The following is a 12381-nucleotide window of genomic DNA, read 5'->3' as shown; positions in this document are numbered from 1 at the left end:
GTCCCGTCGCGCGTTCGTCCTCGAAGCGGAGGCGCTCTCACGCCCGTTCCCGTTGCTCCTTCAGTTCGGCGATCTCCCGGCGCAACGCCCTGACCTCCGCCAGGATCAACGCGTCCGACCGTGCCTGGTCGGCGGCGTGCTGCTCCTCGGCCTCGGCCAGGTCGTCGGTCACGGTCTTCTCCATCCCGCTCACGATCACCGCGATGAACAGGTTCAGCACGGCGAAGCTGGAGATCAGGATGTAGATCACGAAGAAGATCCACGCGAACGGCGCCTGCGCCATCACCTCGCGGGCGATGTCCGGCCACGCCTCGCCGGTCATCGTCTGGAACAGGGTGAACAGCGTGGTGCCGAGGTCGCCGAAGTACTGCGGCGAGATCCCGCTGAACAGCTTCGTGGCCATCACCGCCGCCACGTAGATGATCAACCCGAGCAACGCGCCGATCGACGCCATGCCCGGCACCGCCGCGAGCAGACCCGACACCACGCGCCGCATGGCGGGCACCGCCGAGATGAGCCGCAGCGCCCGCAGGATCCGCAGCGCGCGCAGCACCGAGAACGGTCCGGACGCCGGGACCAGCGAGATCCCGACGATCAGGAAGTCGAACACGTTCCACGGGTCGCGGAAGAACCGCGGGCCGTACGCGTACAGCCGCAGCGCCACCTCCGCGGTGAAGATGTAGAGCATGACGCGGTCGGCGGCGTGCAGCAGGCCGCCGACCTCGCGTAGCACCACCGGGGACGTCTCGAGCCCGAGTGTGACCGCGTTCACGACGATCACCCAGATGATGAAGTGCTGGAAGCGTTTGTGCTCGACAAGAGCGCGTACGCGGTCCCGGGTTGTCACGTCACGAGAGACTAAACGTCCCGTCGTCGGGCAGTCGCCAGAACGCCGAGACCGGTCCCACACCGCTGCCAAGCGGATACGCGTGCGCCACGGCGTTGGTGACGAACCACTTGCCGAACCGCACCGCGTCCGGCACCGAGGCGCCACGGGCGAGCGCCGAGGTGATCGACGAGGCCATGGTGTCGCCGCCGCCGTGCGTGTGGACCGTGTCGATCCTGGGCGCGGGCAGCTCGATGAACGTCTCGCCGTCGTACAGCACGTCGACGCACTGCGGGTCGTCGTGCAGGTGGCCGCCCTTGACCAGTGTCCACTGTGGACCGAGTGCGTGCAGTGCCTTCGCCGCCTCGCGGGCGTCGGCGTGGGTGCGGACGTCGTGGCCGACCAGCAGCCGCACCTCGTCGAGGTTGGGCGTCACGAGCGTCGCGCGCGGGAACAACTCGGTGCGCAGCGCCGACATCGCGTCGTCGCGCAGCAGCTGGTCGCCGTGCATCGACGCCGCCACCGGGTCCACGACGAACGGGATGGTGCCCTGCCGTCCGATGTGGACCCTGTCGCACGCCTTCGCCACCGCCGCGATGATCTCGGCGGTGGCGAGCATGCCGGTCTTCGCGGCCAGCACGCCGATGTCCTCGGCGACCGTCTCGATCTGGGCGGCGACGACATCGGGCGGGATCACCGAGACACCGGTGACCCCGAGCGAGTTCTGCACGGTGACCGCGGTGACCGCGGTCATGCCGTGCACCCCGCACGCGAAGAACGTGCGGAGGTCGGCCTGCAGGCCCGCACCACCGCCGGAGTCGGACCCGGCGATGGTGAGGACCCGTGGTGGCGTCGCCGTCACCTTTCGACCACCGGCAGGTAGACGTTGCGGCCGTGCTCGTGGAAGCGGTCGGACATCTCCTCCATGCCCGCGTCGATCGCGGCCACGTCGGTGAGCCCGTGCTCCTCCGCGTACCTGCGGACGTCCTGGGTGATGCGCATCGAGCAGAACTTGGGGCCGCACATGGAACAGAAGTGCGCGGTCTTCGCCGGTTCCGCCGGCAGCGTCTCGTCGTGGAACGACCGCGCGGTGTCCGGGTCGAGCGACAGGTTGAACTGGTCGGTCCACCGGAACTCGAAGCGGGCCTTGGAAAGCGCGTCGTCCCGCTCCTGCGCGCGCGGGTGTCCCTTGGCGAGGTCGGCGGAGTGCGCGGCGATCTTGTAGGTGATCACACCGGTCTTCACGTCGTCGCGGTTGGGCAGGCCGAGGTGCTCCTTGGGCGTGACGTAGCAGAGCATCGCGGTGCCCAGCCAGCCGATCTGCGCCGCGCCGATCGCCGAGGTGATGTGGTCGTAGGCCGGTGCGATGTCCGTCGCGAGTGGACCGAGCGTGTAGAACGGCGCCTCGCCGCAGAGCTCCTCCTCGAGGCGCACGTTCTCGGCGATCTTGTGCATCGGCACGTGGCCGGGGCCCTCGATCATCACCTGCACGTCGTGTTCGCGGGCGATGTGCGTCAGTTCGCCAAGGGTGCGCAGCTCGGCGAACTGCGCGTCGTCGTTGGCGTCGGCGATGGAACCGGGCCGCAGCCCGTCGCCGAGCGAGAACGTCACGTCGTAGGACCGCAGGATCTCGCACAGCTCGACGAAGTTCGTGTACAGGAACGACTCCCGGTGGTGCGCGAGGCACCAGGCCGCCATGATCGACCCGCCGCGCGACACGATCCCGGTGACCCGCCGCGCGGTCAGCGGGACGTAGCGCAGCAGCACCCCGGCGTGGACGGTCATGTAGTCCACACCCTGCTCGCACTGCTCGATCACGGTGTCGCGGTAGACCTCCCACGACAGCTGCGTCGGGTCGCCGCCGACCTTCTCCAGGGCCTGGTAGATCGGCACCGTGCCGATGGGCACGGGGGAGTTGCGGACGATCCACTCGCGGGTCTCGTGGATTCGTTTCCCTGTCGACAAATCCATGACCGTGTCGGCGCCCCAGCGGGTCGCCCACACCATCTTGTCCACCTCGTCCTCGATCGACGACGACACGGCCGAGTTGCCGATGTTCGCGTTGATCTTGACGAGGAACTTCTTGCCGATGATCGCGGGCTCGACCTCGGGATGCCTGCGGTTCACCGGGATCACGGCCCGCCCGATGGCGACCTCGTTCCGCACGAACTCCGGGTCGACGCCCTCGCGGGCGGCGACGAACCGCATCTCCTCGGTGATGATCCCCGCTTTCGCGTACGCCAGCTGGGAAACCGCGCCGTTCACGGGTTCCCGCTCGGCGATCCAGTCCGCGCGCACGGGGTGCAGTCCACTGTGGACGTCGATGGCGGCGTTGTCGTCGGTGTACGGACCGGAGGTGTCGTACAGCTCGACGTGCTCGCCGTTGGTTAGGTCGACCCGGCGGAACGGCACCCGGATGCCGTCGATGTCGCGGTAGACCTTGCGGGACCCGGTGATGGGTCCGGTGGTCACGCTGGGGCGCACGGAACGGTCGTCAAGTGCGGTCATGGTGGATCTCCCTACGCCGGCATTACCCGGTCAGGTTCAGGCGGTCGGCAGAACCGGGTCCGTGACTGGACACCATCTGCCCTCTCAGCCCGCCAAGGCGCGAGCTCCCGCGGTGATTGAGTTGTGGTCACCCACCCTGACCATAACCAGCCGTTCGGGGCACTGCCAAGGGCGAGAACCACGCGGCGGCGATACGTTACCCGTGTGCACGCGCACCCTGCGGCGGCAAAACCCTGCGCGACCTGCGGAGACCTGGCGGGCCGCGGCTACCCGGCGTGCCCGGGATGCGCGCGTACGGTCGACCGTCCGTGGGAGTCGGCGTGGGCGCTGTTGCCGGACCCGGACCCCGAAGTGGTGGCCGACGCACCGCGGGGTGACTACCCGTGGGCGTGTGTCGACTGGGCGCTGCGGCAGCTGCCCTGCGCGGGCTGTGGCGGTGAGCTGGCGGCGGGCGCCCCGGACTGCGTCGGCTGCGCGGCGGCGGACGCGGCCCGCTGGGAGCTGGCGCCGCCGACACCCCACGAACGCGTCCTGCGCACGGCGGTCGTGGTGCTGCGCGCGCCGACGTGGCGCAGGCGGGCGGTGGCGTCGACGTGGCGGCTGCTGCTGCCGTTCGTGGTGGCCGGTTGCGTACCGTCCAGTACGACGTTGAGCGAGGTCAGGACCCAGGTCGTGGCGGGGAGGTACGACGAGCTGGCCGAGCTGGAGGCGCTGCCGCTCGCGCTGCCGCTGCTGCCGTGGCGCCGCTCAACGGCCTAGCGCGAGCTTCACCCCGAGCCCGATCAGCACGGCCCGGCGACGGTCGTGCGCGCATCCTGACCGGCATCGCGCGTGCCGCCAAGCGGTTCACGGCAGGTCGACCGTCACCGCCAGGCCGCCGTCGTCGCCGGGTCTCGCCGACACCGAGCCGTGGTGGGCGGCGGCCACCGACCGCACGATCGACAGTCCGAGTCCCGCGCCGTCGCGCTGGTTGGTGCGTTCCGAGGTCAGGCGGCGGAACGGCTCGAACAGCGCGGGTACGGTCTCGGCAGGCACCCGCTGCCCGGTGTTCCGCACCGACAGCGCGGGTTCGCGCGCGACCACCACGTCCACGACGCCACCCGGCTCGTTGTACTTGATCGCGTTGTCGACCAGGTTGCTGACCAGCCGTTCGAGCAGCACGGGATCACCGGGCACGGTCCGTTCGATCACGCCGCGCCGGATGGTCACGTGGTGCTTGGTGGCCTGCTCGGCGAACCGGTCGAGGATCTCGCAGACCAGAACGTCCAGCCGCACCTGCTCGGTGCCCGGCAGCCCCCGGTCGCTCTCCGCGAGCACCAGCAGGCCCTCGATCAGTTTCTCGTTGCGCTCGTTGACGGTCAGCAGCTGCGCGGCCAGCCGGGACAGGTCCCGCTCGCCGGTCACCATCGCCACCTCGACCAGCGTCCGCTGCACCGCGAGCGGGGTCCGCAGCTCGTGGGAGGCGTTGGAGGCGAACCGGCGCTGGCCCTCGTAGCCGGTGGCGACCCGGTCGAGCATCTCGTCCAGCGCGTCGGCCAGTACCCGCAGGTCGTCGCGGCGACCGGCGTGGTTGACGCGCTGCCCCAGGTTCTGCGGGCCCAGCTGCCGGACCGTCTCCGTCATGGCCCGCACCGGGTGCGTCAACCGGCCCGCCACCAGGCGCGTCAGCACGACCAGCACCGCGACGCCGACCACCGCGACCACCCCCGCGACGATCCTGCTGCCGCCGCTCCACGCCGCGCAGTAGTTCGGGGCGGGCAGGAAGGGCGGACCGATGTCCACCGTGCACACCGTGTAGCCCTCGGTCACCGACAACCAGAAGTCCCGCAGGTAGGGCCGGACGAACTTGAACACCACCGCACCCGCCGCGAAGCTCAGCAGGCACGCGAGCGTGATCCGCGCACGCAGCGTCAGGCGCACCGGCTCACCCGCCGAACCGGTAGCCCGCGCCCGGCACCGTGTGGATCACCGGTGGATCGCCCAGTTTGCGCCGCAACGTCATCACCGCCATCCGCACCGCGTTCGTGAACGGGTCCGCGTGCTCGTCCCACGCCTTCTCCAGCAGCTGTTCCGGGCTGACCACCGTGCCCGCGTTGCGCATGAGCACCTCGAGCACCGCGAACTCCTTGGGGGACAACGACAGTGGTTGCCCGTCCCTGGTCACGTGCCTGCGCGGGCCGTCCAGCGTGACACCGGCGTGGTCGAGCACCGGCGGCAGCGTGGGCAGCGCGCGACGGGACAGCGCGTGCACCCGCGCTACCAGCTCGGCGAACGCGAACGGCTTGGTCAGGTAGTCGTCCGCGCCAAGGCCCAGCCCGTCGACGCGGTCGCGGATGCTCGCCGCCGCGGTCAGCATGATCACCCTGGTCTCGCGGCCGGTCGCGACGATCTGCCTGCACACCTCGTCGCCGTGCAGCCTGGGAAGGTCGCGGTCGAGGACCACCACGTCGTAGGCGTTCGTCACCGCGTGTTCCGCGGCCGCGTCGCCGTCGTAGCAGACGTCGACCGCGAAACCCAGGTGCCGCAGGCCGTTCACGAGTGTGTCGGCGAGCAGCCGCTCGTCCTCCGCGACGAGTATGCGCATGTGAAACCCCCAGGGAAGTGCGCGCGCGATGCTACCCGCGGCCGGATACGGGCGGGATAAACGTCGTGCTTACCGCGCCGGGAACGCCCGGCTCGTACCCCTTGTCGCATGCCGTTGCTCCTGATCGGACTCCTCGTCGTGAACGCGGGTGTGCTGAGCTGGTTCCTGTCGCCGCCCTCGCCCGCGATGCTGCGCATCGACCTGGACGTGTACCGGCTCGGCGCGCAGGTGTGGCTCGCGGGCGGTGACCTCTACGGGCGGCTGCCCGCCACGCTCATCGGCAACCACCTGCCGTTCACGTACCCGCCGGTGTCGGCCGTGCTGTTCACGCCGTTCACGCTGCTTTCCCACCAGGCGGGGAGCTTCGTGCTCACGCTGGCTTCGATCGTGGTGCTCGCGTTCGTGCTGGTGGTGATGGCGCGGTCGCAGGCCGTGCGACCGGTGTTCGTGCTCGTCGGCGCGTTCCTGCCGCTCGCGCTGGCACTGGAGCCGGTGCGCGTGACCCTCTACTTCGGACAGATCAACGTGCTGCTGATGGGCCTGGTCGCCGCGGACTGCCTGGTGCGCGGGCCGAAGTGGCCGCGTGGTGTGCTGGTCGGGCTCGCCGCCGCGGTCAAGCTGACCCCGGCCGCGTTCGTGCTGTTCTTCCTGCTGCGTGGCGACCGCAGGGCGGCGCTGACGGCCGTCGTGTCGTTCGCGTGCGTCACCGCGGCCGGGTTCGTCCTGAACTGGCGGGGCTCCGTGCGGTACTGGACGAGCACGTTGTTCGACCCGGGCCGCATCGGCAAGGTGTCGCACGAGTCGAACCTGTCGCTCGCCGGTGTCCTCGCCCGGCTGGGGGGCGAGCGGGGCGTGCTGTGGCTGGCGCTGGTCTGTGCGGTGGTGGCCGTCGGCGTGCTCGCCGTGCGCAGGGCACTCGACCCGGTGGTCGCCCTGGGGCTCAACGGTTTCGTGGTGCTTCTGGTGTCACCGGTGTCGTGGTCGCACCACTGGGTGTGGGCCGTGCCGCTGCTGTTCGCGACCGGCGTGGCGGCGTGGCGGCACCGTTCCCGGGTGCCGGCCGCGTTCACGGCGGGCGGGGTGGTGCTGTTCCTCGTGTCCCCGCACTGGTGGTACGAAGCCGACGACGGCACGACCGTCGCCGGGTTCGTGGTCGGCAACGCGTACGCGTGGTGCGCGCTGGGTGTGCTCGCGTGGTGGGCGTTCCGGTCAGCCGACCGTCAGCTCGGTCGGGCGGGCGTACACGTCGACCATCGCGCCGTTGCGTAGCACCGTGATCGCCAGGTCGGTGTCGATGACCTCGGCGAACAGCTTGCGCTGGATGCCCTGCGCGTCGTGGACCTGCTCGCGGGCGACGGTCAGCACGAGGTCGCCCTTGCGCAGCCCGGCCCGGTCGGCCGGTCCGTTGCGCACCACCTCGATCACCCGCAGCCCGGCCCGCTGCCCGGTCCGCTCCGCGACGTCGTCCGGCAGTGGCGCCGGCATGCCGACCACCCCGAGGTAGGCCCGCCGCACCCGGCCCTCGACCATCAGCGTGTCGATGATCCGCCGTGTCGTCTCGTTGACCGGGACCGCGAGGCCGAGACCGAAACCCGCCACCGCGGTGTTGATCCCGACGAGCCTGCCGTGCGAGTCGGCCAGCGCGCCACCGGAGTTGCCGGGGTTCAGCGCCGCGTCGGTCTGGATCACGTCCTCGATCACGCGCGCCGCCTGTCCCTGCCGCACCGGCAGCGCACGGCCGAGCGCGCTCACCACGCCCGCGGTCACCGAGCCCGCGAGCCCCAGCGGGGAGCCGACCGCCACCACCAGCTGACCGACGACCAGGTCGTCGGCGCTGCCCAGCTCGGCCGGGTCCGGTGCCGTGTCCGCGCGCAGCACCGCGAGGTCCGACAGCGGGTCGACGCCGATCACGTCGAACCGGGACTCCTCGCCGTCGGCGTACGTCGCCTCGCCGCTGCCCGAACCACCCACGACGTGTGCGTTCGTCAGCAGATGCCCCTCGCCAGTGAACACGACCGCCGAACCGCCGCCTCCGCGCAGCGACACGCTCGCCACGTGCGGCGTCATGGTCCTGGCCACCTCGCTCACCGTGCGCGAGTAGGCGTCCATCTCGTCGGACATCGCACTCACCGCCACAGACACTGTCCTACCCCGTACAAGGGTGCGGCGGTGCGTGTTTGTTCCTGGTTCGCCCTGCGCTCAGCTGGTCGTCGACGTACTGGGGCGTGTTCCGGAAGACCGGATCGATCTCCGTTGCCGCGCGGGCGATCCGAGGTCGAGGTCCGTCCCCTCAGAGCTCCGGCTCCTCCTCGGTCGCCGGGTTCCACGACAGGCCGGGCCTGCCCCAGCCGTTGCGCTTGAGCATGCGCTTCGATTCCTTGGTGTAGCGGCCGACCAGGCGGCTCAGGTACAGGAACCCGTCGAGGTGGTCGGTCTCGTGCTGCAGGCACCGCGCGAAGTAGCCGGTGCCCTCGACCTCGACCGGCTCGCCGTCGACGTCCTGCCCGGTGACCTTCGCCCACTGCGCGCGGCCGGTCGGGAACGACTCGCCCGGCACGGACAGGCAGCCTTCGAGGTCGTGTTCGGGGTCGGGCATGGTCTCCGGCCGCTCGGAGGTCTCGAGCACCGGGTTCACCACGACGCCGCGGTGCCGCACGCCCTCGTCGTCCGGGCAGTCGTACACGAACACCCTCAGGTCGACACCGATCTGGTTGGCCGCGAGGCCCACCCCGTTCGCGGCCGCCATGGTCTCGAACATGTCGTCGACCAGGGTGCGTAGCTCGTCGTCGAACGAGTCGATCTTGCGTACGGGGTTGTGCAACACCGGGTCGCCCGCGATCCGGATCGGGTGAACTGCCATGTGGCGAACTGTAGCCAAACCGGGTGCGTTGTCCCGGCGGGGACAGCGGTAGCGTGATGTAATGGCACCCGGAAATCACACGTGTGTGATTCCGGTTCAGTACCGACCTGGTTGGCGAGGAGCCAGATGGACGCCGCGGAGTTGCCGGCAGAGCCCGCTGGCGGCCTGCCCGCAGCCGGTGAGCTGACCCAGCGCGAACGCGAGATCCTGGCGTTCGAGCGCCAGTGGTGGAAGTACGCGGGCGCCAAGGAACAGGCGATCCGTGAGCTGTTCGACATGTCGCCGACGCGGTACTACCAGCTCGTCAACCGGCTGATCGACAAGAATGGCGCGCTGGAGGCCGACCCGATGCTGGTCAAGCGACTGCGCAGGCTGCGGTCCGGCAGGCAACGCGCGCGGACCGCGCCGAGGCTGGGTGCGCAGCGGTAATGACCTCGCCAGACTCCGGATCCACGCGCCCACTGCGGGTCGCCGGCCTCGCCCTGCTCGGGGTGGCGGCGGTGGCCCTGGTCATCGGACTGGTCACCATGTTCGGCGGCAACGGCGACGGTCGTGCCGACGGCGGCAACGGCACCGGGGAACGCCCCCCGGAGTCGACCACGTCGTCCTCGTCCCGCCCCGGCGGCAACCCACCGTCCTCGGCGATCACGTCGAAGTCGGTCCCGCCGACGACGACCACGACCACCGGCTCGTCGCCGACCACCGGCACCACGACGACCACCACCCCGGCCCGTCCGCCGGGCGACGGCAACGGCGAGCCGGAGAAGTCGGTTCCCGTGCGGGTGCTGAACAACAGCACGGTCAGTGGCCTCGCCGCGACGGCCGCCGACGACCTGCGCGAGGACGGCTGGCAGGTCACGGAGATCGGCAACTACTCGGCGTCGAACCTCCCGGAGACGACGGTGTTCTTCCGCCCGGGCACGACCGAGGAAGCCGCGGCCCGCGCACTGGCCACCACGTTCGGCCTGGCGGTGAAACCCCGCATCGACACCCTGGCCAACCAGCCCGCGGGCATCATCATCGTAGTAACAAGCGACTACACCGAAACCGACAAAAACGAACGCTGACCCGCCCCCGCGAGTCCCCCAAACCCGCGAGTCCCCGGTTCGGAACCCGCGAGTCCCGCGTTCGGAACCCGCGAGTCCCGCGTTCAGAACCGGTGAGTTCCCGGTTCGGGACCCGCGAGTCGACGTTTCGTGACGACCCGCGAACCCGCGGAGCGCGCACCCTCGCCGCGGATCGGCAACCTCGTGCGACCGGAACGGGTAACTCGCCGGTCCCGAACCGGGGACTCGCGGGTTCTGAACCGGGGACTCGCGGGTTCTGAACCGGGGACTCGCGGGTTTTGAGCGCGGGACTCGCGGGGGTTTGGTTAGCGGGAGTTTGCGTAGGTTTCCAGGGTTGCCAGTTGTGCTGGGTCCAGGCTTGCTCGTACCGCTTCGCGGGCCCTGGTGACGTGGGTGGAGGTCACCTCCGCCGCCTCCAGCGACTCGCGCATCGCCGTCAGTGCCGCCTCCCGGACCAGCGCCGCGCAGTCCGCCGCCGAGTAGCCCTCCAGGCTCGCCGCCAGTTCCGCCAGGTCCACGTCGGGCGCCAGCGGTGTGTTCCGTGCGGCGGCCTTGAGGATCTCCGTGCGCGCCTCGGCGTCCGGCGGCGGGACGTACACCAGCCGCTCCAGCCGCCCCGGCCGCAGCAGCGCCGGGTCGATCAGCTCCGGGCGGTTCGTCGCACCGACCACCACCACGTCGCGCATCGGTTCCACGCCGTCCAGCTCCGTCAGCAGCGCGGCCACCACCCGGTCGGCCACCCCGGAGTCCGACGACTGGCCCCGCCTCGGCGCGAGCGCGTCCACCTCGTCGAGGAACACCATCGCGGGCGCCGCCTCCGCCGCGCGGCGGAACAGCTCCCGCACCGCGCGCTCGGACTCGCCGACCCACTTGTCCATCAGCTCGGCGCCCTTGACCGCGATCACGTTCAGGCGACCGGTGCCGGCCAGCGCCCGCACCAGGAACGTCTTGCCGCACCCCGGCGGCCCGTACAGCAGCACACCACGCGGCGGGTCGACCCCCAGCCGGGCGAACGAGTCCGGGTACCGCAGCGGCCACAGCACCGTCTCCGTCAGCGACTGCTTGACCTCTTTCATGTCGCCGACCTGGTCCAACGTCAGACCACCGGTCTGCAGGTTGTCCGAAGTGGACAAAGAGGTGGGCCGGACCGTCGACAGGGCGTCGGTCAGGTCGGCGAACGTGATCGCCGGCGCCGCGCGGACGGCCGCACGGACCGCGGCCTCCCTGCGCAGCGCGATCAGGTCCGCCGCCACGAACCCGGGGGTGCGTTCCGCAAGCGCCCCGAAGTCCACATCGGACTCCACCGGCACGTCGCGCAGCAGCACCCGCAGCAGCTCGACCCTGGTCCGCTCGTCGGGCAGCGGCACCGACACCGACCGGTCGAGCAGGTCGACGCCGCGCACGCGCTGGTCGACGGCCTCCGGGTGCGCGGACGTCGCCACCACCGCGAAGCCGGGGTTGCGCACCGCGGCGCGCAGCGTCTCGATCACCACCGTCGCGATCGGCGGGGGACTGGTCGCGGGCAGCAGCGCGTCGATGTCGGTGATCAGCAGCACCGCCGGGGTCTTCCCCGTCGCGGTCTCGATCGCGGCCGACAGCTTCGCCGCGCCCGCGTTCGGCTCCAGCGCGGCCAGCGTCGGCGCGGCCAGTTCCACGACCTCGGCCTCGGCCGCGTGCGCCACCGACCGCACGACCGTCGCCTTGCCGACGCCCTCCGGACCGGTCAGCAGCACCCCCAGCTGCGCGGTCGCGCCGAGCGCGGTCAGCAGCTCGGGCCGCTTGAACGCCAGGTCGAACCACTCGGTCAGCCGGTCCGTCGCGTCCTTCGCGCCGATCAGGTCCGACACCGGCGGTGGCGGCGCGGAGGGCACCACGACGGGCTCCACGTCCACCTGCCGGGGGGCCGACGACTCGACCGCACCACCGGGCCCGGCCAGTGCGGCCGCCGCGGCCGGTTCACCGGTGCGCGCGCCGTCCCGCCAGCCGACCACGGTGGAGGGATGGACGGCGACCGCACCCGATGGCTCGGTCGCGGTGACGGTCAGCAGCTCGTTCGTCCACGTCGTGCCGATCGCGCGGGACAGCTTGCCGCGCACCGCCGACACGTCGGAGCCCGGTGCGGGCGCGAGGTCCTGCGGCAGCAGCGACACCGCGTCGCCGACGGTCAGGATCTTGCCGGTCAGCGCGAGCCGCACGGTCTCCGGTGTCAGCGACGCCGCCGCGAGCCGGGACCCGGCGAGCGTCAGCGTCCGCGCGGGCGCCACCTCGGCCGGGGACACGACGACCTCGCCGCCCTCGGTCACGCCGATGTTCGACATGGTGATGTCGTCGAGCAGCGCGACCCCGGGCGGACCGTCGCCCTCCGCGGCCAGCGCGGCGCTCACCCTGGCGCCGGTCAGCCGCACCCCGGCCCACGGTTCGAGCCCGAGCGCGTCGAGCACCTCCGGGTGCAGTCGCACCAGCCCGCGCCGCGAGTCGAGCGCCGACGGGGCGAGCCGGACGGTCAGCGTGATCTCTGGCATGGCACGACCCTACT

12 protein-coding genes are annotated in these 12381 nt (G+C 71.2%); 4 read left to right on the top strand and 8 right to left on the bottom strand.

Features of this window, described 5'->3' with window-relative positions:
• Window positions 1–37: 37 nt before the first annotated feature.
• From ACFPCV_RS12520 to thiC, 3 genes are read right to left on the bottom strand one after another with little or no spacing between them, the layout of a single operon-like run.
• Window positions 38–847, bottom strand: coding sequence for an ion transporter (locus ACFPCV_RS12520; protein WP_378056276.1), 810 nt, complete (start codon window positions 845–847; stop codon window positions 38–40).
• Between the two features lies 1 nt (window position 848).
• Window positions 849–1688, bottom strand: a complete 840-nt coding sequence (thiD, locus tag ACFPCV_RS12515; RefSeq protein ID WP_378056275.1) for a bifunctional hydroxymethylpyrimidine kinase/phosphomethylpyrimidine kinase — start codon at window positions 1686–1688, stop codon at window positions 849–851.
• On the bottom strand, window positions 1685–3334 hold the full coding sequence (thiC, locus tag ACFPCV_RS12510; protein WP_378056274.1) for a phosphomethylpyrimidine synthase ThiC: 1650 nt from the start codon (window positions 3332–3334) through the stop codon (window positions 1685–1687). Before thiC ends, thiD begins: the two co-directional genes overlap by 4 nt.
• A 204-nt stretch (window positions 3335–3538) precedes the next feature.
• Between thiC and ACFPCV_RS12505 the strand changes: the two genes are divergently transcribed.
• Window positions 3539–4093 (top strand): hypothetical protein, encoded by a 555-nt coding sequence (locus ACFPCV_RS12505; protein ID WP_378056273.1) that lies wholly within the window; start codon window positions 3539–3541, stop codon window positions 4091–4093.
• Between the two features lie 87 nt (window positions 4094–4180).
• Here the strand turns inward: ACFPCV_RS12505 and ACFPCV_RS12500 are convergent, their stop codons facing one another.
• Both ACFPCV_RS12500 and ACFPCV_RS12495 read right to left on the bottom strand, forming a co-directional pair.
• Window positions 4181–5254 carry a sensor histidine kinase gene (locus tag ACFPCV_RS12500; protein ID WP_378056272.1) on the bottom strand — a complete coding sequence of 358 codons (1074 nt, stop codon included), beginning with the start codon at window positions 5252–5254 and terminating at the stop codon, window positions 4181–4183.
• A 4-nt stretch (window positions 5255–5258) separates the two neighbouring features.
• Complete coding sequence (locus ACFPCV_RS12495) at window positions 5259–5918, bottom strand: response regulator transcription factor (protein WP_378056271.1); 660 nt, start codon at window positions 5916–5918, stop codon at window positions 5259–5261.
• A 108-nt stretch (window positions 5919–6026) separates the two neighbouring features.
• Here ACFPCV_RS12495 and ACFPCV_RS12490 point away from each other — a divergent pair, with 108 nt between their 5' ends.
• Complete coding sequence (locus ACFPCV_RS12490; RefSeq protein ID WP_378056270.1) at window positions 6027–7187, top strand: glycosyltransferase 87 family protein; 1161 nt, start codon at window positions 6027–6029, stop codon at window positions 7185–7187.
• Here the strand turns inward: ACFPCV_RS12490 and ACFPCV_RS12485 are convergent.
• Together ACFPCV_RS12485 and ACFPCV_RS12480 are read right to left on the bottom strand one after the other, a co-directional pair.
• Window positions 7128–8039 carry a S1C family serine protease gene (locus ACFPCV_RS12485; protein WP_378056269.1) on the bottom strand — a complete coding sequence of 304 codons (912 nt, stop codon included), beginning with the start codon at window positions 8037–8039 and terminating at the stop codon, window positions 7128–7130. The genes ACFPCV_RS12490 and ACFPCV_RS12485 overlap by 60 nt on opposite strands.
• Window positions 8040–8208: 169 nt before the next feature.
• Window positions 8209–8778 (bottom strand): peptide deformylase, encoded by a 570-nt coding sequence (locus ACFPCV_RS12480; RefSeq protein WP_378056268.1) that lies wholly within the window; start codon window positions 8776–8778, stop codon window positions 8209–8211.
• Between the two features lie 126 nt (window positions 8779–8904).
• On the opposite strand from ACFPCV_RS12480, the gene ACFPCV_RS12475 reads away from it, so the two are divergent.
• Together ACFPCV_RS12475 and ACFPCV_RS12470 are read left to right on the top strand one after the other, a co-directional pair.
• The gene (locus ACFPCV_RS12475) at window positions 8905–9207 is read left to right on the top strand and encodes a DUF3263 domain-containing protein (RefSeq protein WP_378056267.1); all 303 of its coding nucleotides are present in this window, start codon (window positions 8905–8907) and stop codon (window positions 9205–9207) included.
• Complete coding sequence (locus tag ACFPCV_RS12470) at window positions 9207–9845, top strand: LytR C-terminal domain-containing protein (protein WP_378056266.1); 639 nt, start codon at window positions 9207–9209, stop codon at window positions 9843–9845. The genes ACFPCV_RS12475 and ACFPCV_RS12470 overlap by 1 nt, the downstream gene beginning before the upstream one ends.
• 305 nt (window positions 9846–10150) lie before the next feature.
• On the opposite strand, the gene ACFPCV_RS12465 is transcribed toward ACFPCV_RS12470, so the two are convergent.
• Window positions 10151–12367 carry an AAA family ATPase gene (locus tag ACFPCV_RS12465; protein WP_378056265.1) on the bottom strand — a complete coding sequence of 739 codons (2217 nt, stop codon included), beginning with the start codon at window positions 12365–12367 and terminating at the stop codon, window positions 10151–10153.
• Window positions 12368–12381: the final 14 nt, after the last annotated feature.

Origin of the sequence: Actinophytocola glycyrrhizae, from assembly GCF_042653545.1 — a bacterium.
Taxonomy (GTDB): domain Bacteria; phylum Actinomycetota; class Actinomycetes; order Mycobacteriales; family Pseudonocardiaceae; genus Actinophytocola; species Actinophytocola glycyrrhizae.
This window is presented reverse-complemented; position numbering and strand designations above follow the sequence as displayed.